The following is a 20560-nucleotide window of genomic DNA, read 5'->3' as shown; positions in this document are numbered from 1 at the left end:
TTGGTGTTCTTCGCTCTCAATCTGTCTAATACGGCTTTCTATGCTAGAGCGTTAATATAGCACTCCCATAATTATTAATTCACAAACAGATAACCCTTCAACCATTTCATTTGGGCCATAGCTTTTGTTTATTTGAAGGCGCAACCAAATCTAAACGGTTATGAAAGACATTGAATCAAATAATTCGAGAAGGCAGTTTTTGAAAAAGAGCGGCTTAGTTACCTTATCCACTTTCCTGCCATTTTCGCTGTATTCCTGTCAACCTGATAAAGCTTCGAAAATCAGATTTGGCCTCACTACCGATTCACATTATGCTGACCGTGAATATTCTGGCACTCGCTATTACCGTGATTCCATCGAAAAAATGAATGAGTTTGTTTCTGTAATGAACCGTGAGAAAGTTGATTTTGTAGCTCATTTGGGTGATTTTAAAGATGAAGATCTGAATCAGGAAGAAGCTGATACACTCCGCTATTTAGAAACATTGGAGAACGCTTATGGTAAATTTGATGGCCCGCGTTATCACTGTTTAGGAAACCACGATGTGGACAGTATAAGGAAAGAGCAGTTCCTAAATTATATAGAAAATACTGGCATTGATAAGTCGAAGAGTTATTATTCTTTTGACAAAGAGGGTTTTCACTTTGTGGTGTTGGATGCTAATTACCATGCCGATGGGAGAGACCAGTTTTACAAAGAAGGAGCCGATTGGCAGGACGCCAATATTCCTGAAGTAGAATTTGATTGGCTTCAGCAAGATTTAGAAGAGAACAGCTTACCAACTATTGTCTTCTGTCATCATCCGCTTTATGAATTCAATAAAGAAGGAGCAAAATTTCATGTCAATGATTACCAGAGATTTCAACAACTGTTCGAATCTTCAGGTAAAGTGTTGGCCGTATTCCATGGCCATGTCCATGCAGAGGAGCACACTCAAATCAATGGGATTCATTATATCACCCAGTTAGGTATGGTTGATTACCAAGGTTTGGAGAACAACAGCTTCGCCATTGTAGAAATTGATGACCAAGCCATCCATATCAAAGGCTATAAAAGGGTAAGCGACTTGACGCTGGAAACTTAAAGATTATTGCTCAACTCAGTCATCTTGCTCCGAGACCTCGGAGGTCTTTTTCAGTAGCACAGAACGAAACACTAAACCGCGAAGGACGCTGAGGAACGCGAAGTTGAATGTGCAAAAATGTCGTACAATTGATCAAGTGTTGAAGATCATCGAAGTGAAAACGCTCGTTTTCTTTCCCTGAGGTACGAAGGGTCTAAAATCAACAAACAGCCTAGTGCAACTTTAATCAATTATTCACATTCATATAAGTGTAGCCCATTTGATCTAGGGTAATCAAGGCTGTTTTGGCGGATATAGCGAGGTCGACATCCTTCATTACGTTTTCTTCTGGTACTTGTCTGAAAGCCAGTACTTGCGCACATACGTAAAATTCGATGCCTTCTTTTTTCATTTCCTTAATCACCGCTATGTTTGGATTGGGTACTCCAAATTTTGCCTGATAGGCATCATCATTCAAAATCCCTTGTATGGCACTGCCATGAATCACTACCGCCACCTTTAGCTTCTTTTTCGGAACTCCGTTGGCAATATTTAGATTATAAGTTCTGGCCACTTCATTAAGTGTACTCATTACCTGTGTGGAATCGGAAACCTTATCAGTAACATCTATGGCTATTTTGTATTCAAGGTCTTTGTTATAATTAAGTGCTTTGGCTTTGGTTTTTACAACGCCCACCATAGGATTGAAATCAAAAACAGGATAGGTCATTTTACCCTCTAAATGCTTAGGCATTTGAGCAAAAAGTAGAGAAGGGAACAGAGTACAAACTAGAATGAGGCTAAATTTTTTCATGGGGTTTAATCTAGGGAATATTTATGGAATTGCATGCCACAACCTGATTTAAGTCAGGTTATTCATTGACCCTTGTCATTAGGGGGGCGATAGATACAAGGTAGATTTGTCATAAAATATGATAGTTATGAAAAAGCTTTTGCCCCTGTTTTTACTCTGCCTTCTAGCCCTAAGTTGTTCAGAAAGGCTGTATGTTACCACTGACCAAGAAAAAGGTACTGATTTCACCCAATACAAGAGTTTTGCTTGGGCTGAAGAACAAGAGAAGCCTGGGAAATCGAACCCCATGTTTGATAATGAATTGAATCGTAAACGCATCATGGAGGCCGTTGAAGTGGAGATGAAAGTACTGGGTTTTGAAAAGACTGACGATGCACCAGATTTACTAGTTGATTTTCATATTGTGATCGATCAGAAAGTGAATAACATGACTCACAATGATTATCCCTACGATGTTAGGTATTGGTCAGGTTATCAAGTGGAGACCTATACTTTCAATCAAGGTAGCATTGTGATCCACATGATTGACAATAAAAAAGAACTTTTGGTTTGGCAGGGCATAGGCAGTAAAACCCTAAATGATGTGCCGCCAAAGGATGCCGAAGAAAGAATTAAGAAAGGAGTAAAAGCCATCATGGCCAAATTCCCTACAACGAAAAAATAGTTAACCCCATCCTAAAAATGCCCTTGTTGATGTTTGGTCAGCAAGGGCATTTTTTTTTTCTAAATGTTAATCTGGCTCATTGTTTAGTCTTTAAACTTATAGGTACTCACGTAATCACCTACTTCCCCATTATACAATACCACATGAGTTGTCTTCTTGACGGGATGCCCCTTTTTATGGTATTGGTATGTATAAGTGTTTGTGCTTGATACTTCACCTTTGTTGTTTTTTATTTGCATTTGCCCTGGGTTATTTTCGCTCAACTTTATAAGCGGATTAAAAGGATTAATCGTAAACATATTGTCTCCATTGATCCTATCATCATAGCCGCTATAAGTGAAAACAGTAAGGAGTTTCGCCTCGTCTCCGTTGGAAGTATAATAGTATAGGCGCTGCTCGGTTATGTTACCCTTTTCATCGTAATCATAACTTTCTCCACTTACTGGAGTCACTCCGCCCTCTTCTGGAATATCTTGATATGTGACAGACTTGGACAGCCTTCCTTGTTCATTGTATTCAAAAGTATGAAATTGATTGAGTCTCGAATAAACATATTCATCTGTTCTTACGATTTTGTCATCAGCGTATGTATAGACCATTCTCCATCCGTTATCAACATGAGACTCTATTAAAATGCCTTCGTCATCATAGAAGTAGACTTGAGTTGATTCGCCCCAACTTTCGTCTGAGTACTTAGAGACCATGTAAATTCTGATCAACCTATACTGGCTATCAAAATAAAGTGTTCGACTATAATTCAATTCCGAATATGTCTCTGGTAAAAGACGTTTTTCAGGGACCGTACTATCATCTGATGAGCACGATGAGATGGCTAATGTGAATAAAAGCATCAGCCTAAATGACCATTTAGGTGTATACATATGATTTAAAATTTTGAGTTTTTGACCTGCTAACTCCTTGAAAAGAAACTAACAATGATCCCTAGACCCAAAATCAAAATGCAAGGTTGGAGGAGGAAGAAAATATTATGAAAAGTTGATTACAAGGCCAAGGCCTTTTGCGCAGCGAAGAAATTGAGGCAAGCAGAATATGATGCTTTAATACAGTACTCAGTGATTAAATCGCTAGACACTTCGATTATCATCCGCTAAGGCTTCTATTAATACAGAAAACTGATTAAAGCTCCTTTTCATCCTGAGTGAAGCGAAGGAACTAATAACACATCTTCGGATTTTCTGTAATGTGGCTACATTAAGGCAACAGAAAAGTGTTTATCTTACTTCACTTCAATGGAGTCCTCTATTTGAATCTCTTGAACTACTCCACCTTGCATTGTAGTTATAATACCTCTTATTATTTTAGTGCCTTTAGATTTTGGTGTGTAGTCAAATAGAATATTTGTCTCTGAATTAATATGTTCTTCAATTTCTTTGGTGTCTTGATTTATAATATCAAACTCCACTAGATTCTTTAGGGTAGATAATCCTACGGATAGATAGACTCTTCCATGTGTAGCTTTTCCTTTTTGAAGACTATTAGAACCAAAATTCACTTGGGCAAAGGCCATATCTGATAGTAAAAAATAATCCATTAACATTTGGCTCGTCTTCGCTATCAGTATATTCTCTTTAACGAACAATGATTCAGGGTCTGTAATTTTTGAATCAAAAAAGGTTAAATCCTTGCTTAAGGAAGGGCTTAGTTTGCTAATCTGTTCTACAACCAAGCTCAATTGATTCTTATATTCTTTATAATCGCCATCACTAATAGCTACTTGTCCTAATGATCGTGCTTTTTTCAGTGCCTCAATTGGCTCCCTAACAAAATCAATATACCCAGTGACTTGTTGTTTATTTAATAGGTAATCTAGTGCTTGTTGGTTTGTAATATCTAGAAGCGGTAAGGATTTACTGGCTGAATCATTTTGGCACGAAAAAGCGAATAAACAAAAGGCAATCAGAGAGAGTGTTTTCTTAATCATAGTTTTATTGTTTAAATAACCGCCTCCCACAACACTTCCACTGGATGCTTGGCGATTCTGCTCGTGCCATCTTTGATTTGATGACGACAACTAGTGCCTGCAGCCGCAATGATCACTTCTTTGGGTTGCTGGCGCACCGCAGGGAATAGTACCAGTTCGCCAATTTTCATAGATACCTCATAGTGCTCCTTTTCATAACCAAAAGAACCTGCCATACCACAACAGCCCGAAGCAATCATGTGTACCGTGAAATTCTTAGGCAGCGAAAGCATTTTCTTTGTCGGTACCATAGATGAAAGCGACTTCTGGTGGCAATGACCTTGTACTTTAATTAGCTTAGTCTCCGTATTGAATTGCTTGGAAGTAATATTCCCTTTATCAATTTCTTGGGCTAAAAATTCTTCAACCGTAAATACATATGCGGAAAGTGCTTTTGCTTTTTGCTGCAATTCGCCCCGTGTTAAGCTCATATATTCATCTCTGAAGGTCAGGATAGCGGAAGGCTCAACACCAACCAAAGGTGCGTTGGCATCTACTAGTGCACTGAATTGTTGAACATTCTGTTCCGCTAAATCTTTGGCTTCATCCAATAAACCTTTAGAAAGCTGCGGGCGACCAGAATCGGCATGGGGGACAAATAAGACTTCATAGCCTAGTTTGTCCAACAGCAGGACAGTGGTTTTGCCAATTTCAGCATCGCTGTAATTGGTGAATTCATCACAGAAAAAATAGACCTTGCGATTTGAGGTCTTGGGTTTAAACTCCTTCTTCAGCCATTGGGACAAAGGCTGTTTGGCTAATGCTGGCATGCTTCGTTCTTTCGCAAATCCAGCAATCGCTTTGGCAATATTTCCAGTTAGACGGTTTCCAAAAACTAAATTATAAGCCCATGGTGCTTTACTGGCCAGTTTCATGCTCTTAGAAAAGTGCGCAATCTGTTTGGTGCGGAAAGGAATTCCGTTGCTTTTGTGGTACTGATGTTGCCATTCGCCTTTTAGCTTGGCCATGTCCACATTAGACGGACATTCAGAAGAACAACCTTTGCACGATAGACATAAATCCATTACCTCCTTAATCTCTGGATTATCGAAAGGATTGGCTTCTGTGGAATGAGTGAGAATTTCGCGCAGCATATTGGCCCTGGCGCGAGTAGTGTCTTTTTCATCACGAGTAGCCATGTAACTCGGGCACATCGTTCCGCCACTCAGTTCTGTTTTTCGGCAGTCACCCGAACCGTTACACAATTCTGCGGAACGCAAAATACCTTCATGTTCCGAAAAGTCAAATGTGGTGTCAAATTCAGGAGTGACTTGACCTTTTTCGTAGCGTAAGAAAGTGTCCATTGGAGGGGTATCCACAATCTTGTTGGGGTTGAAAATGTTCTCAGGATCCCAAATTCGCTTCATTTGCTTTACCAATTGGTAATTGTGCTCACCAATCATCTGAGGCAGAAACTCACCGCGCAAACGTCCGTCTCCGTGTTCACCAGAAAGTGACCCCTTGTATTTCTTTACCAAAGTGGCAATTTCTTCGGCAATGGTGCGGAAGAGTCTTTGGCCTTCTTCCGTCTTTAAATTAAGAATAGGGCGCAAGTGTAATTCACCCGAACCTGCATGTGCATAATGCACTGCAAACAATCCATACTTGTTAAGGATTTGGTTGAATTCACGAATGTAGGCAGGTAAATCTTTAACATCTACTGCGGTATCTTCAATCACAGGAGCAGGCTTGGCATCGCCCGGAATATTGGATAGCAGTCCTAAGCCTGCTTTTCGTAAATCCCAAACGAGTTTAATACCATCACCTTGTACTATAGGATAAGCGTATCCATGATTAGAGGCTTTTAACTCGGCAATTAGTGAATTCACTTTTTCATCCGCTGCAGCTTCAGTTTCGTCATTTAATTCCACCACCAAAATGGCTTGTGGGTCGCCTTGAACAAAGAAGCGATTGGACTTGTACATGGCATTTCGCTTGGTCGCTTCCAGAATATAGTGATCCATTAGCTCACAGGCTGATGGCGCATACTTTAGCGCCACCAAATTGGCTCGAAGTGAATCATCAATAGTTTCAGAGTGAATACACACCAAACGTTTGTGATTGGGTGGGAGCGGAGTGAGTTTTAGTTTGGCTTGGGTAATAAAACATAAGGTGCCTTCGGAGCCTGCTATTAAGCTACTGAGATTAAAAGGCTCACCGTTTTCGGTAAATGGCTGCTGCCGTAAAAGCATATCGAGCGCATAACCATTATTTCTTCTGGGTACATCTGGTTTTGGAAAACCATCAATTATTTCTTTCTGATTAATGGGCTGCTGTAACATTTCGAGTGTTTCAGCATAAATTTTACGCTGAAGTGATTTGTCCTGATTTAGCAACTGATCTGCATCCATTGGGCCGAAACTAGCTTCGCTGCCATTGGCCAAAATGGTTTTTACTTCAAGTAAATGCTCTCTAGTACTTCCGTATACGACTGAATTTGAACCGCATGAATTATTGCCAATCATTCCGCCAATCATGGCGCGATTGGCAGTAGAGGTTTCTGGTGCGAAAAACATTCCGTATTGCGCCAAATGTTTATTGAGGTCGTCACGAACGATTCCGGGCTCGACCCAAACGTAACCTTCTTCACTATTGATTTCCAGCACTTTCCCAAAGTGTTTGGACAGATCTACTACAATACCATTGCCAACTACCTGGCCGGCCAATGAGGTGCCTGCAGTTCTTGGAATCAGTCCTGTTTTGTTCTCTCGTGCAAAATTAACCAAGGTTACAAGGTCCTTTTGGTCTTTAGGGATAGCGACAGCCAAGGGGAGTTCACGATAAGCGGAAGCATCGGTTGCGTAAAGCTTCCGCGTGGTGTTATCGGTGAATAAGTCACCTTGGAGATCAGATTGAAGCGCATTCAAATTCATAGACGCAAATTAATTGATTCGTATAGAATTGAGGCTTTTGTTTTGAGTAATTAATTATCATCTCAATTTTCTATTGATCACTGGTATTGAGAATTACAAAATTCTTTATTTAAACACTGGGTCGAAACAATTGCCTTATACTTTAGTTCCAACCCTATAATCCTTGATTTTGCCTACTCAACTCAAATATCTAACATCTGATACTCCCCTTGAAGAAAGGATAGCGATGCTATTGGCCGACCGTGATAGGACGGCTGTGGGGCTCATATATAAAAACTATTCATCAATTTTACTGAACGTAATTTTGAGGATAGTAAAGTATGATGATGTCGCCAAAGATGTACTTCAAGACGCTTTATTAAAAATTTGGCGTAATTCTACTAATTTTGATCCATCCAAAGGTAGTTTGTTTACTTGGTTAGTGAGAGTTTGCCGTAATGCGGCCATTGATAAGACACGATCTAAAGATTTTAAGCAAAGGCAAAAATCTGAACAATCAGTTGACCTCGTATTTATATCGGACACGTTTGGAAATGAATCAGAGGCAAATGATAAGTCAGTAAGAGAATTGATATTTCAACTACCCGAAAAACAACGTACGCTGATTAGTATGTCGTTTTTTGAAGGGTATAGCCATCCTGAGATTTCGGAACGACTAAGTATTCCTTTGGGAACAGTGAAAACGCGCATAAGAATGGCGTTGCAACATTTAAGGTCAATAGTAGAATGAATATTCAAGAGTACATAGCATCAGGAATTTTGGAATCTTATTGGGCAGGCGAGCTCAATGATGAAGAAATGCAAGCCGTGGATGCAATGGCGGCACGCTATCCTCAGGTGGCCGATGAGCTTGATGAGTTAAGAAATGTTTTAATCACTTTGGCCAGTAGCCAACCTTCTTCTGGTGATAATACAGTAATAGATTTAGTGACGAATACTATCCGTGATGAGGAAAAAGAGGCTTTTTTAAGAGCCATTGAAGAGCCTGATACACAAATAAAGAAAGTTAGTATAATTCCAAGGTGGTCGGCAGCGGCTGCTGTTTTGTTGTTTTTGAGCATTGCTTTCAATGTTTATTTCTTCCTGAGAATGACTAGTGCGAAAGATGACGTTCGCAGAATAGCCACTGAAAACTCAAAAATGGCTTATGAAATAGAATCTACGCAGCAAGAATTAGACTATGCCGAATTACGGGTAGCACATTTCTTAAATGATGATAACGTACATGTGCGTTTAGATGGATCTGATCTCTCACCGCAATCTTTTGCCAACGTTTTCTGGAACAAGAATACGAACGCAGTATTTATCAGTGTAGATAATTTGCCTGAACCACCAAAAGGACATCAATATCAACTTTGGGCCATCAAAGCCGGTCAAGATCCAATAGATGCCGGAATTTTTGACCATAACCAATTAGTGCAAGAATTAAAAGTGATCAAAGGAGAGGTGCAAGCTTTTGCCATTACGCTTGAAGAAGAGGGGGGTACACCTGTTGCTACCGTAGATCAAACCTATGCCAGAGGTTTTTTGAAAAAAAGTTAGGCATCAAAAATCTATAGCCATCTCTTTGGTCGTAGTTAGAGTGAATTTAAACTAAAACACGTTCAAATCATTCTAATTATGAAAACTCAAAAATTAAGAAATCTAATTTTAGGTACAGTTGTAGCTTTATTTGCTACTATCAATGTTGCTAAAGCGCAATCTAATGACATCGTTGATTTAGCAGTAGGAAATGACAACCTAAAAACGCTAGTAGCCGCTGTTAAAGCTGCTGGCTTGGTTGAGACTTTGAAAAGCACGGGTCCTTTCACTGTTTTCGCTCCTACCGATGCCGCATTTGCTGCATTACCTGCTGGAACTTTAGAGATGTTGCTAAAGCCAGAGAACAAGGATAAACTAGTAGCAGTGTTAACTTATCACGTTGTTTCGGGTAAAGTAATGTCCACCGACCTTTCTAATGGTCAGGAAGCTGCTACCGTACAAGGAGAGAAAGTGAAAGTAATGATGGCTAATGGTAAAGTAATGATCAGTGGAGCTACTGTAGTGGCTGCTGATGTGAAAGCTAGCAATGGAGTAGTGCATGTTATTGATAAAGTGATTTTGCCTCCGAGCATGATGAAATAGTTCATGGTTGATTGTGGTTATGTTGATTTGGCCCTCGATGAAAATCGGGGGCTTTTTTTGTTTGAGGGGAAAAAGCGGGAACCTTGAGTTTACCGGAGTGTTAGTGTAATGAGATTTTACTTTTAGCCTCAATTGTTTTAAATAGTAACTCAAAGCAAGTCCATGAAAATTATTGAATGCCCAAGGGATGCCATGCAAGGCCTCCATGATTTTATACCTACAGAAACCAAAGCAGCCTATATCAATCAACTGCTAAAAGTTGGTTTCGATACTATCGACTTTGGAAGCTTCGTATCGCCCAAGGCCATTCCACAATTGCGTGATACAGCCGAGGTATTGAGTCAGCTAGATTTGTCTAAAACTAAGTCGAAATTACTCGCCATTATTGCCAACACAAGAGGGGCGGAGGATGCTGTGAATTTCGAAGAAATCACCTACTTGGGATTCCCGCTTTCTATCTCGGAGCAGTTCCAAATGCGGAACACAAACAAGTCCATTGAAGAAGCTTTGGTGCAGTTGGAGTCGATTCAAAACCTCTGTATCAAACACGACAAAAAGCTGGTGACTTACATTTCTATGGGCTTCGGAAACCCTTATGGAGAAACCTTTAATGCCGAAATTGTAGCTGAGTTCGTTGAAAAGCTTGTTCAACTTAAAGTTGAAATAATAAGTTTATCTGATACGATAGGAGTAGCTGAACCAGAGGTAATTAAAGAGATTTTCAATAATAGCATAACCGCTTATACAACTACGGAAATAGGGGCGCATTTCCATTCTACGCCTCAGAAGATTGTTGAGAAAGTGAGCTCGGCTTACGATGCGGGCTGCCGCAGATTCGATACTGCAATTAAAGGCTTTGGTGGTTGCCCAATGGCGACCGATGCACTCACGGGTAATATCGATACCGAAGTTTTAGTCCGTTATTTTGATGAGCAAAATGTAGCGTTGAACTTAGATCGAAAGGCCTTCTCGGAAGCCATGCTGATGGCCAGTGAAGTGTTCCCTTCCTAGCATAAATCACCCATAACTTTGATGCAGTCCTTAAGCTTGATATATTCGAAAATGATCCGTAATATTTTTTTATTAGCCAGTTTAATTTTGAGTTCATTTTCTTCAATGGCTCGGCAAACGGACTTTCAGGTAAAGGAGAAAACGCCTGTTAAGATTGAAAGCATTTTCAATAAACTGATTGATGGCAAACCTGAAGAACTAGGGATCAATTCGGCTGCATTGGAGGCTGGAATCCAATCCATCATTCAACAGGCTTTAGATTCTGGTGCCTTTCCGGGTTGTCAGCTATTGATTGCCAAGGATGGCATTGTGTTCTACGAAAAATCATTCGGTTACCATACTTATGATCAGTCCATCGAAGTAAAAAATAGCGATATCTACGATTTGGCTTCGGTAACGAAAACTACCGCAGCTACTTTGGCGCTCATGAAGCTTCACGATGAGGGGAAATTCAGCTTAGAAGAAAATTTCGGGCACTATTTCCCCAAAATAGCCACAGGTGAAAAGGCTGATTTACCCATTCGGGATGTTTTGGCGCACCAGGCAGGATTAAAAGCGTGGATTCCCTATTGGTCTGAAGTGCAGCGTAAGAATGGCAAATACAAGTGGAATACAGTAAAACCAGACTCTTCTAGAAGATTTCCATACCGCATTTCTGAAACAGGCCTTTTTCTGCACAAGGATTTTAAGGAGAAGAAGATTTATAAAATGATTAAGCGCACGAAAGTGAGCGATGATAAGAGCTATCTCTACTCTGGTTTGCCCTTCTATTTATTCCCAGAATTGGTGGAAAGGGAGTCTGGAGAAGCGTTTGACGTGTTCTTAAATAATAACTTCTACAAGCCATTGGGCGCGGAAACATTAGGTTTCAAGCCCAAGGAAAGATTTTCTTTAGATCGAATTGTTCCTACCGAAGTGGATGACTTTTTCAGAATGGAAACATTGCATGGAGATGTACATGACGAGGGTGCCGCCATGATGTTGGGTGTTTCTGGTAATGCTGGCTTATTCTCCGATGCCAGAGATTTGGCCAAAGTGTACCAAATGCTCTTGAATGGGGGTGTGTATGACGGAAAGGAATACTTGAGTGCGGCTACGATTAAGGAGTTTACTGATTGTCAGTTTTGTGAAACAGGTAACCGCAGAGGTTTAGGCTTTGATAAACCCTTAGTGGATTACAGCTTCTCGGCCTCTAGCGTAGCGCAACACGCCAGCCCAGCAAGTTTTGGACATACGGGTTATACAGGAACTTTCGTTTGGGCAGACCCTGCTACTGGGCTCTTATTCGTCTTTCTTTCCAATAGAGTCAATCCTACAAGAGATAACAGCAAGATCTATCAACTGAATGTGCGTCCGAATATTCACAACTTGGTGTATAATCTGCTAGAAGAGGGGAGCTACGGCTTAGGGCAGCGTTAATTTTGATTTTTAGGCTAACCGCAAAGAGCGCTAAGGGTTGCAAAGCATAAATTAGGATCGTCACTGCGAGGTGGACATTTAGTTCGAAAGCTAAGATTCAGGTGGCAACCAGCCTTTGTTTATTTTTTCAATTAATTTGATTAGAAGCACTTTCGTGTTCCTTTTAGTTGCATCAATGCAAACTACCTGATTAAGATCAAATTTATCATCGTGCGCAACTGCAGATGAGAACCAAAAGCCCTCTTCAAAGTCTCGATGTGCAGTTGTCATAAGTATTGAATTATTGCCAAATTCATTTTCATCAATACTCCGCCATAATACTTCTTCGTCAAAATAATCTTCAGTAAGATCAGCTAGTTCACCTGAACTACATGTGTAAGAGACATTTTTGTCGATACATTTTTTGACAATTGGTGGGATTAATTCTTCATCCTCTTTATGAGCTATAGTAAATGCAATCCAGTCATTTTTAGGTAATGAGTTAGCCCATTCAGGATGGCTTCTTACTTGTAGGTAATAAATTTTCCTTTTACCAACTCTGCCTAAAAACTCCATTTTATCAAAATTATCATTAACTGAAAATGTCTTGTTTGCAAATTGAGGGTTAAAGTCATTAAGCTCAAACCAACCTAAACTCTTTCCCCGGCAAAGGCTTGATATAGCCTGCAAACTCCATTTGTAATAGCAGGGAAGCCAATGTGCTCATGTTCAATTGACTTTGCCAGCAGAGCTTGTCAATGTGCATTTGCTGTCCGTTTTTCAGCAATACCTCAACAATGGCCTTTTCATCACCTTGTAAATCCTTATACTTTAATTCTGGGTTCTTGGGTTGTGTGCTTTCCTGAACATCCCAATTGAGGGCTTCTACCACGTCTTGAAAAGAAGTAAAAATGGCCGCTTTCATGTTTCTGATCAATAGGTTACAGCCTTCTGAATAGGTATTTCCAACTTCACCGGGTACGGCAAAAACGGGAATATCATAGCTGTCGGCAATATTGGCTGAAATAAGTGCACCTCCTTTTTTAGCCGCTTCCACCACAATCAGCGCATCCGACATTCCGGCAATTACCCTGTTTCTGGCAGGAAATAACCGTGCGTCAGCTTCTGTACCAACGGGGTATTCACTGACTAGACCACCGTTTTCCAGCATCTTTAGAGCTGTATTTCGATTGCCTGAAGGATATATCTTATCCAAACCGCAGGCCATGGCGCCAATGGTGGGTAATTGTTGCTTTAAAGCGGAATCATGTGCTTTTACATCAATACCGTAAGCCAAGCCTGAGATGATAGTCGCTACTTGAGGTTTTATTTGTGCAACGATGTCTTCAGTGATTTGTAAGCCATACTTTGTCGCCCTGCGTGTTCCCACAATCCCAATGGTTCTTGGTGGGTTGAGTTCCACTTTGCCTACGGAATACAGTAAAATAGGTGCATCAGATATGTTCATCAACCTTTTAGGGTAATGATCTTCCTTGTAGTAGTGGATTGAAATGCCTTTTTTGATGGAGTCTTCAATGATCTTTTCTGCTTTCACTAGAAGTTCCTTTTGGTTTGGAATCAGCGCAGAAAGCTTTGGGCCAACGCCCGGTATTTTTGAAAGTTTTCCCTTGGTGGCATTGAACACCTGTTGCGGGGTAGAGAAGTAGTTAATCAGTTGCCTAGAAAGGCTAGGGCCAATTTTAGGGATGAGCGACAAGGCTACTTGATGTAGCTTGTCTTGGTTCATGGCAGTTGGCTTTTCATTTCTTCCAAAAAACCCCTTATTTTCTTTAGGGAAGTAATCATTTCCGCTTCGGAGCTGATCGTTTCTTTATGATTCTTGATATGCTCTTGCGCACCTTGTAGGGTGTAGCCCTTCTCCTTCACCAAATGATACACCAGTTTGATCTTTTTTAAATCTTCTTGTGTGAATTTTCGATTGCCTTTTTTGTTCTTTTTTGGACTGATGAAAGTGAACTGACTTTCCCAGAATCTAATCAATGAAGTAGCCACACCAAGCTCTTTGGCGACTTCCCCAATGGTGAAGTATTTCTTTTCTATTGGTTTCTCTTTGTAAGGCATGTCAACGGGTTATGAAAAGAAGTAAAAGAATTACTTTAAGCTAACCAAAAGGTCACTATTTCAAATGTAAGGAATTTGAACTGAATATTTAAACCCAATTAAATATGAAATAGCGGCCGAAATCTAGCGGTAAGAATATGAACCTAACGACTGGTTTTCTATAGAGGAAAGCCTCAAGATTTCTTCATACTCAGCAGCATTCAGATCTTTAAAGAAATAGTTAATAGGGTCTTTGGCTACGCCATTGATGTGCACTTCATAGTGCAAATGAGGGGCAGTAGATTTTCCTGAATTCCCAACATAGCCTATGACTTCACCTCGTTTTACCTTTTGCCCTGGGCGAACAGCAAATCGGCTCATGTGGCCATAGAGTGTTTCGTAGCCAAAACCGTGATCGATAATGATGTGTTTACCATAGCCGATGGTGCTAGATGTGGTTTTGGAAACAACACCATCACCAGTGGCATAAATAGGGGTGCCTTGCTCAGCAGAGAAATCACTACCGTAATGCATTCTTTTTACCTTAAAAATAGGATCGGTTCTATACCCAAAACCCGAAGAGAACCTTCTCAAATCTTTGTTAGATACAGGTTGTATGGCAGGCATGGAAGAGTAGAGGCGTTCTTTGTCTAATGCAAGGGCCATTACCTCATCATAAGATTTGGTTTGGATGTACATTTTCTTTTTTACGTTGTCTATCTTCTCTAGTGCGCTGACTACTAGATTCTTATTCTCCATGTCGCTCTCTAGCAACTGGCGGTAGCGTAGAGCACCGCCAGAACCGGCTTCTCTTACTGTTTCTGGAATTGGTTCAGCTTCAAAAACGACACGATAAACGTTATCATCTTTCTCTTGAAGCACGCCTAGCATGGCATCCATTCCGTCTACTTGATCTTTCATCAGATCATAATAAAGCTTGAGTTCGTTGTTTTCTTCTTTTAGAGCAGCCTCTTTTGGGGAATCGAAATATTGACCGAGTACCACAATAATGCCCACAGAGAGCACGAGAGCCAATGATAAGAAGCCGAGAGCGTTAATAACTACATCGCGCTTTTTGACCTTGATGCGCTCGTATTTACAAGTCTCGGTATCGTAGTAATATTTTATTTTTGACATTAAGAATCCTTTTTGAAATTCTCCTAATTTTGTGCTTTTACAAAAGGGAAACACAAAGTTCCTCACAAAGGTACGAAAATTAAGCTTTAGCCTAAACGCAATTAATTCATCTGAGATGCAATCAAAGGAAATTAGATCGAAATTTATCGAATTTTTTAAATCAAAATCACATCAATTTGTGCCTTCAGCGCCTTTGGTGATCAAAAATGATCCAACCCTGATGTTTACGAACGCTGGGATGAATCAGTTCAAAGACCTTTTCTTAGGCAACTCAAAGGCCGATTATAGCCGTGCAGCCAATAGCCAGAAATGTTTGCGTGTTTCTGGAAAGCACAATGATTTAGAGGAAGTAGGAATTGATACCTACCACCACACCATGTTCGAAATGTTGGGCAACTGGTCGTTTGGGGATTACTTTAAGAAGGACGCCATTACTTGGGCTTGGGAATTATTGACGCAAGTATATGGCCTGCCAAAGGATAAATTATACGTCACCGTTTTTGAAGGAGATAAGTCTGAAGACCTTGATTTTGACCAAGAAGCATTCGATTTATGGAAGCAATACATTGATGAAGCCCGTATTCTGGGTGGAAACAAGAAAGATAACTTCTGGGAAATGGGCGAAACGGGGCCGTGTGGGCCTTGTTCCGAAATTCATATTGACTTAAGGTCAGATGAAGAAATAGCCAAAACACCTGGGAAAGACCTTGTGAACAACGACCACCCACAAGTGGTGGAGGTTTGGAACTTGGTTTTCATGCAATACGATAGAAAAGCAGATGGCCATTTAGAAAGCCTTCCTGCCCAGCATATTGATACTGGAATGGGCTTTGAGCGTCTTTCAATGGCTTTACAGCAGAAAGGCTCAACTTATGATACGGATGTATTTACGCCACTGATTGATTACATCGCGAAACAGTCGGGAGTTGCTTATGGTACTTCTGAAAAAACGGATATCGCTATCAGGGTAATCGTAGACCACATTCGTGCGATTTCTTTCGCCATTGCCGATGGTCAATTGCCTTCAAACAACAAGGCGGGTTATGTAATCCGAAGAATCTTGAGAAGGGCAGTGCGTTACGGTTACACCTTTCTCAATTTTAAAGAGCCATTCCTATATGGCCTCATGCCAATTTTAGCAGAGCAGTTCTCTGGCGTTTTCGATGAGCTTGTAAGTCAGCAAGACTTTATTGCTAAGGTGATCAAAGAAGAAGAAGCTTCGTTCCTCAGAACGCTTGAAAACGGCCTCAAGCGATTAGACCAAGTGCAGGCCAATATGAAAGCCGAAGGAACTGATGTGATTGATGGTCAAGTAGTTTTTGAATTGTACGATACTTTCGGTTTCCCAGTAGATTTAACAGGACTGATTGCAAGAGAAAACGGCTTGAGCATTGACGAGAAAGGCTTTACGGAAGCCATGGCTGTTCAAAAGCAGCGCTCAAAAGCAGATGCTGCTCAAGTAAAAGGGGATTGGATTCAAGTGTCGGAAGAAGAAACTTCTGAGTTTGTAGGTTACGATGAAGTGGCCTTAAAAACCAAAATCATCAAATACCGCGAAATCAAAGAAAAGAAAGGAACTGTTTATCAGTTGGTGCTAGACCAAACGCCTTTTTATGGCGAAAGTGGAGGTCAAGTAGGAGACAAGGGGGTACTCAAGAATGAGACAGAAACCATTAAGGTTTTAGATACTCAAAAAGAAAATGACCTGATTGTACACTATACAGACCGTATTCCAGCCCAACCAGAAGCTGAGTTTGAAGCTATTATTGATACGTCAAGAAGGGAATTGATTAAGAACAACCACTCTGCAACTCACCTGTTGCATTCTGCCTTGCGTCAAGTACTTGGTAACCATGTACAGCAAAAAGGATCGTTGGTTTCAGATAAAATATTGCGTTTCGATTTCTCACATTTTGCGAAAGTAGAGCCAGAGCAAATCGAAGAAATTGAAAGGATCGTGAACGACCATATTCGCCAGAATATCAAGTTGAACGAGCAAAGGAACGTACCGATTGAAGAAGCCAAGAAGTTGGGTGCGACAGCCCTTTTCGGTGAGAAATACGGTGAGTTTGTTCGCGTCATCACTTTCGACCCGAGTTATTCTGTAGAACTTTGCGGAGGAACCCATGTGGCGGCTACAGGTCAAATAGGGGTGTTCAAGATTGTTTCGGAAGGAGCCGTAGCGGCAGGTGTGCGTAGAATTGAAGCGGTTTCTGGCCCTAAGGCTTTCGATTTGGTTCAGGAGCAAGATAAGTTGCTGAAGGAAATCAAGGAAATGCTGAAAAGCCCGAGCGATGTGGCCAAGGCCATTACTTCCCTGATGGAGGAAAGGCAAAAGCTGAACAAGGAATTAGAAACTTTGCATGCCAAGCAATCTGGTCAACTGAAAGAAGAGTTGGCGAAGAAGATGGTTGCTGAAAAGGGATTGAATGTGATCATCGAAAAAATCACTGTTCCGAATGCGGATGCAGTGAAGAAGATCTCTTTCGAGCTCAGAAATGAAGTAGAAAACCTTTTTGCAGTGCTGGCCGCAAATGTTGATGGAAGCCCGCAAATCGCAATTGTGCTTTCCGACAATGTGGTAAATGACAAAGGCCTGAACGCTGGCGTAATGATCAGAGATTTGGCCAAAGCCATCAAAGGTGGGGGGGGCGGACAGCCTTTCTTTGCTACTGCTGGCGGAAAAGACTTGTCTGGTTTGGATCAGGTAATTACTGAAGCCAAAGCAAAACTTGCCGGTCTTGAGTAGTATTCAAGAGAAACTATATCAATCAGGTTATAAGTCGGTTATAGGGCTTGAGGTTCATGTTCAGTTGAATACAAAATCGAAGATTTTTTCTTCCGACCCAAATGACTTTGGCGCTGAACCGAACAAGCATGTGAGCGTGGTTTCTTTGGCACACCCAGGTACTTTGCCTGTGTTGAACGAGGCCGTTTTAGAAAAGGCGATTAAGATGGGCTTGGCTTGCCAGTCTCAAATTACGGAAGTGAATCACTTCGCCCGAAAGCATTACTTCTATCCAGATTCCCCGAAGGGTTTTCAGACTACCCAAGATAAAACGCCCATTTGTGTAGGAGGGAAGATTGAGTTGTTCGGGGAGCAATTGGCCAAACAATTTGTGCAATTGCACCATATTCATTTGGAGGATGATGCGGGGAAATCCATTCATGATGAAGGCCCAGACACACTAATCGACTTGAACCGAGCAGGCACACCACTCATTGAAATAGTGACTGATCCCGATATGAGCCTTTCTGAGGAAGCTGCGGCTTGTCTTCAGGAAATCAGGCGTTTGGTGCGTTACCTCAACATCAGTTCTGGAAACATGGAAGATGGAGAATTGCGCTGCGATGCGAACATTTCTATCATGCGACTTGACGCTAAGGAATTAGGTGAAAAAGTGGAAGTCAAGAACATGAACTCCATTAGTAACGTAAAACGCGCCATTGACCACGAGCTGGAAAGGCAATTGAAAATGGCTTTAAAAGGCGAAGCGATTGCGGTAGAAACCAGAACCTTCGACCCAGTTTCAGGAACTACGGCTGGAATGCGCTTTAAGGAAACCATGAACGATTATCGTTACTTTCCTTGCCCTGATTTAGCCCCAGCGATTATCACAAAGGAGATTCTAGAGGAGATCGCCTCAGAAATGCCCGTCCTTCCTTCTGTACTTAGAACAAAGTTTACAGAAGTTTATGGTTTGGCAGCCTACGATGTGCTTTTGCTTACGGAAGAAGCTGAAACCGCTTACTACTTTGACGCGTTATGCAATGGAAACCTAGCGTATAAGGCGGCTGCCAACTGGATTAGTGGCCCAATAAAAGGACTGTTGAACGAAAAAGGAATTGAACTTTCCCAAACCAATTTGACGGTTGAGCGACTTAGTGGCTTGATTAATTTAGTGGAAAGTAACCAAGTAAGCTTTTCTATTGCCTCTCAGCGTATATTGCCGAAGCTTTTAGAAGAAGAAGCCACGGCTATGGAACTAGCCCAGTCACTTGATTTGTTGATGGTGGCTGATAGTGATGAGCTGTTAGACTTGATCAAAGAAGTCTTACTAACTTTGCCCGACAAGGTAAAGGCTTACCAAAGTGGTAAGAAAGGTCTGCTTGGGCTCTTTATGGGCGAAGTAATGAAGAAAAGTGGGGGCAAGGCCGATCCAAAGAAGTTAAAACGATTGATAGAAAAAGAACTTTCATAGGTATGACATTGAAGAAAAATATTGCGATTGTATTGGTGTTATTGATCATCAGTGCTTGCTCTGCTTCCAAAAATGACGGAATGGTCAGGGTTTCAGGTGTGATCAAAAACCCGATTCCGCAAGGAGAAATCATTTTGGAGAAGTTTGAAGTAGGTCAGGTGGTGCCCGTAAAAACGGTCAATGCAGATACTGACGGCAATTTCGAAATAGAGACCGAAGTAACTGAACCAGGTTTTTACCGCATCAATGTGTATGGCCAGCAGTTTGAAATTCTAGTGTTAGACAAAGAAGATATTACCATTACTGCCGATGGCCAAGGTGGACAAATGATTGAAGCCAAAGGATCTGAAGACCTAAAACACCTTGCTCAGGTGCAGGACTTTATGGAAGAGTATTCTTATGTAGTACGTGATTTTAACGAGCGTTATAGCAAAGCACAGCAGTCGGGTGATAATCTTAAAATGGAAGAGCTTGTAGAAGAAGGAACTGCTTTAGAAGCTGGTAAGGTGAAGAAGCTTAAAGCCATGGCTTGGAAAATGAACAAATCTATTGTGCCTTTAATGGTGACCGATTATTTTCCTGATAAATCTCAAGAATATCAGTTTTTAGATAGCCTAGGTCAGAAACTACAAAAGGAATTGCCAAACTCAAGTCAGGTAGAAATGTTTGTTGGCAACTTGGCTTACTTTAAGCCTGCAGTACAAATGGGGGATGTAGCCCCTGAAATTTCTTTACCTACTCCCGATGGTAAAGTAATTAACCTTTCAGACTTGAGAGGAAAGTACGTTCTGCTCGATTTCTGGGCAGGCTGGTGTGGCCCTTGCCGCAAGGAAAATCCAAATGTGGTGGCCATGTACAACAAGTACAACAAAGATGGATTTGAGGTATTTGGCGTGTCCTTAGACAGAACCAGAGACAAGTGGGTGGATGCCATTGCTCAAGACGGTTTGATCTGGCCTTCGCACGTTTCTGACCTTAAGTACTTTCAGTCGGCTGCAGCCATGACCTACAAAGTGAATGCGATTCCTTTTGCATTGCTGTTAGACCCTGAAGGCCGCGTGATTGGCAAAAACCTAAGAGGTAAAGCACTCCAAAATAAGCTTGCGAGCATATTTGAGTAAATACTTTTTCTCTTATTAGAAGAAAACATCAAAACCAGTTTTCCCGAATGTAGGGAAGGCTGGTTTTTTTAGTTTGAATGAATAACTTGTGGGAGAAATTTAATTGATCAC

General features: G+C 41.1%; 18 protein-coding genes. 10 read left to right on the top strand and 8 right to left on the bottom strand.

Annotation, left to right across the window (positions count from 1 at the left end):
* The first annotated feature begins 160 nt into the window (after positions 1–160).
* Positions 161–1084: a metallophosphoesterase family protein gene (locus AWN68_RS16580; protein WP_068418170.1), complete on the top strand. Its 924-nt coding sequence runs from the start codon at positions 161–163 to the stop codon at positions 1082–1084.
* Between the two features lie 226 nt (positions 1085–1310).
* Here AWN68_RS16580 and AWN68_RS16575 read toward each other — a convergent pair whose 3' ends face one another.
* Positions 1311–1877, bottom strand: a complete 567-nt coding sequence (locus AWN68_RS16575) for a DsrE family protein (protein WP_084362905.1) — start codon at positions 1875–1877, stop codon at positions 1311–1313.
* Positions 1878–2004: 127 nt separating this feature from the next.
* On the opposite strand from AWN68_RS16575, the gene AWN68_RS16570 reads away from it, so the two are divergent.
* On the top strand, positions 2005–2541 hold the full coding sequence (locus AWN68_RS16570; protein WP_068418165.1) for a DUF4136 domain-containing protein: 537 nt from the start codon (positions 2005–2007) through the stop codon (positions 2539–2541).
* 83 nt (positions 2542–2624) lie between these two features.
* On the opposite strand, the gene AWN68_RS16565 is transcribed toward AWN68_RS16570, so the two are convergent.
* From AWN68_RS16565 to AWN68_RS16555, 3 genes are all read right to left on the bottom strand, one after another.
* Positions 2625–3422, bottom strand: a complete 798-nt coding sequence (locus AWN68_RS16565; RefSeq protein ID WP_157716298.1) for a hypothetical protein — start codon at positions 3420–3422, stop codon at positions 2625–2627.
* Positions 3423–3778: 356 nt separating this feature from the next.
* Positions 3779–4483 carry a hypothetical protein gene (locus tag AWN68_RS16560; protein WP_068418161.1) on the bottom strand — a complete coding sequence of 235 codons (705 nt, stop codon included), beginning with the start codon at positions 4481–4483 and terminating at the stop codon, positions 3779–3781.
* Between the two features lie 11 nt (positions 4484–4494).
* Positions 4495–7395: an FAD-binding and (Fe-S)-binding domain-containing protein gene (locus tag AWN68_RS16555; RefSeq protein WP_068418159.1), complete on the bottom strand. Its 2901-nt coding sequence runs from the start codon at positions 7393–7395 to the stop codon at positions 4495–4497.
* Positions 7396–7564: 169 nt separating this feature from the next.
* On the opposite strand from AWN68_RS16555, the gene AWN68_RS16550 reads away from it, so the two are divergent.
* The 5 genes from AWN68_RS16550 to AWN68_RS16530 all read left to right on the top strand — a co-directional run bounded on the left by AWN68_RS16550 (position 7565) and on the right by AWN68_RS16530 (position 11949).
* Positions 7565–8125, top strand: a complete 561-nt coding sequence (locus tag AWN68_RS16550) for an RNA polymerase sigma factor (RefSeq protein WP_084362903.1) — start codon at positions 7565–7567, stop codon at positions 8123–8125.
* Complete coding sequence (locus tag AWN68_RS16545) at positions 8122–8937, top strand: anti-sigma factor (RefSeq protein ID WP_068418156.1); 816 nt, start codon at positions 8122–8124, stop codon at positions 8935–8937. Before AWN68_RS16550 ends, AWN68_RS16545 begins: the two co-directional genes overlap by 4 nt.
* 78 nt (positions 8938–9015) lie before the next feature.
* Complete coding sequence (locus AWN68_RS16540; RefSeq protein ID WP_068418151.1) at positions 9016–9519, top strand: fasciclin domain-containing protein; 504 nt, start codon at positions 9016–9018, stop codon at positions 9517–9519.
* A 162-nt stretch (positions 9520–9681) separates the two neighbouring features.
* A complete protein-coding gene (locus AWN68_RS16535; RefSeq protein ID WP_068418149.1) occupies positions 9682–10530 on the top strand; it encodes a hydroxymethylglutaryl-CoA lyase in 849 nt (282 codons plus the stop codon).
* Positions 10531–10635: 105 nt separating this feature from the next.
* A complete protein-coding gene (locus tag AWN68_RS16530; RefSeq protein ID WP_157716296.1) occupies positions 10636–11949 on the top strand; it encodes a serine hydrolase domain-containing protein in 1314 nt (437 codons plus the stop codon).
* Between the two features lie 90 nt (positions 11950–12039).
* Here the strand turns inward: AWN68_RS16530 and AWN68_RS16525 are convergent, their stop codons facing one another.
* From AWN68_RS16525 to AWN68_RS16510, 4 genes are all read right to left on the bottom strand, one after another.
* The gene (locus tag AWN68_RS16525) at positions 12040–12618 is read right to left on the bottom strand and encodes a hypothetical protein (protein ID WP_245658025.1); all 579 of its coding nucleotides are present in this window, start codon (positions 12616–12618) and stop codon (positions 12040–12042) included.
* Complete coding sequence (gene dprA / locus AWN68_RS16520; protein ID WP_068418144.1) at positions 12569–13675, bottom strand: DNA-processing protein DprA; 1107 nt, start codon at positions 13673–13675, stop codon at positions 12569–12571. Before dprA ends, AWN68_RS16525 begins: the two co-directional genes overlap by 50 nt.
* On the bottom strand, positions 13672–14010 hold the full coding sequence (locus AWN68_RS16515; protein WP_068418139.1) for a MerR family transcriptional regulator: 339 nt from the start codon (positions 14008–14010) through the stop codon (positions 13672–13674). Before AWN68_RS16515 ends, dprA begins: the two co-directional genes overlap by 4 nt.
* A gap of 123 nt (positions 14011–14133) precedes the next feature.
* The gene (locus AWN68_RS16510; RefSeq protein ID WP_068418571.1) at positions 14134–15126 is read right to left on the bottom strand and encodes a M23 family metallopeptidase; all 993 of its coding nucleotides are present in this window, start codon (positions 15124–15126) and stop codon (positions 14134–14136) included.
* Between the two features lie 115 nt (positions 15127–15241).
* Between AWN68_RS16510 and alaS the strand changes: the two genes are divergently transcribed.
* The 3 genes from alaS to AWN68_RS16495 are packed head-to-tail and all read left to right on the top strand — an operon-like array spanning position 15242 to position 20449.
* Entirely contained in the window at positions 15242–17875 is a 2634-nt protein-coding gene (gene alaS, locus AWN68_RS16505) for an alanine--tRNA ligase (RefSeq protein ID WP_068418569.1), read from the top strand.
* The gene (gene gatB, locus AWN68_RS16500; RefSeq protein WP_245658024.1) at positions 17868–19328 is read left to right on the top strand and encodes an Asp-tRNA(Asn)/Glu-tRNA(Gln) amidotransferase subunit GatB; all 1461 of its coding nucleotides are present in this window, start codon (positions 17868–17870) and stop codon (positions 19326–19328) included. The genes alaS and gatB overlap by 8 nt, the downstream gene beginning before the upstream one ends.
* A 2-nt stretch (positions 19329–19330) precedes the next feature.
* Entirely contained in the window at positions 19331–20449 is a 1119-nt protein-coding gene (locus AWN68_RS16495) for a peroxiredoxin family protein (protein WP_068418137.1), read from the top strand.
* The last annotated feature ends 111 nt before the right edge of the window (positions 20450–20560 follow it).

Source organism: Roseivirga echinicomitans, assembly GCF_001592935.1.
Classification (GTDB): Bacteria; Bacteroidota; Bacteroidia; order Cytophagales; family Cyclobacteriaceae; genus Roseivirga; species Roseivirga echinicomitans.
This window is presented reverse-complemented; position numbering and strand designations above follow the sequence as displayed.

Coding starts and splice junctions, on each gene's coding strand:
- dprA (WP_068418144.1), bottom strand. CDS start 13,675: ATGAACCAAGACAAGCTACATCAAGTAGCCTTGTCGCTCATCCCTAAA.
- alaS (WP_068418569.1), top strand. CDS start 15,242: ATGCAATCAAAGGAAATTAGATCGAAATTTATCGAATTTTTTAAATCA.
- AWN68_RS16540 (WP_068418151.1), top strand. CDS start 9,016: ATGAAAACTCAAAAATTAAGAAATCTAATTTTAGGTACAGTTGTAGCT.
- AWN68_RS16570 (WP_068418165.1), top strand. CDS start 2,005: ATGAAAAAGCTTTTGCCCCTGTTTTTACTCTGCCTTCTAGCCCTAAGT.
- AWN68_RS16495 (WP_068418137.1), top strand. CDS start 19,331: ATGACATTGAAGAAAAATATTGCGATTGTATTGGTGTTATTGATCATC.
- AWN68_RS16580 (WP_068418170.1), top strand. CDS start 161: ATGAAAGACATTGAATCAAATAATTCGAGAAGGCAGTTTTTGAAAAAG.
- AWN68_RS16575 (WP_084362905.1), bottom strand. CDS start 1,877: ATGAAAAAATTTAGCCTCATTCTAGTTTGTACTCTGTTCCCTTCTCTA.
- AWN68_RS16515 (WP_068418139.1), bottom strand. CDS start 14,010: ATGCCTTACAAAGAGAAACCAATAGAAAAGAAATACTTCACCATTGGG.
- AWN68_RS16565 (WP_157716298.1), bottom strand. CDS start 3,422: ATGTATACACCTAAATGGTCATTTAGGCTGATGCTTTTATTCACATTA.
- AWN68_RS16510 (WP_068418571.1), bottom strand. CDS start 15,126: ATGTCAAAAATAAAATATTACTACGATACCGAGACTTGTAAATACGAG.
- AWN68_RS16530 (WP_157716296.1), top strand. CDS start 10,636: ATGGCTCGGCAAACGGACTTTCAGGTAAAGGAGAAAACGCCTGTTAAG.
- AWN68_RS16545 (WP_068418156.1), top strand. CDS start 8,122: ATGAATATTCAAGAGTACATAGCATCAGGAATTTTGGAATCTTATTGG.
- AWN68_RS16535 (WP_068418149.1), top strand. CDS start 9,682: ATGAAAATTATTGAATGCCCAAGGGATGCCATGCAAGGCCTCCATGAT.
- AWN68_RS16560 (WP_068418161.1), bottom strand. CDS start 4,483: ATGATTAAGAAAACACTCTCTCTGATTGCCTTTTGTTTATTCGCTTTT.
- AWN68_RS16555 (WP_068418159.1), bottom strand. CDS start 7,395: ATGAATTTGAATGCGCTTCAATCTGATCTCCAAGGTGACTTATTCACC.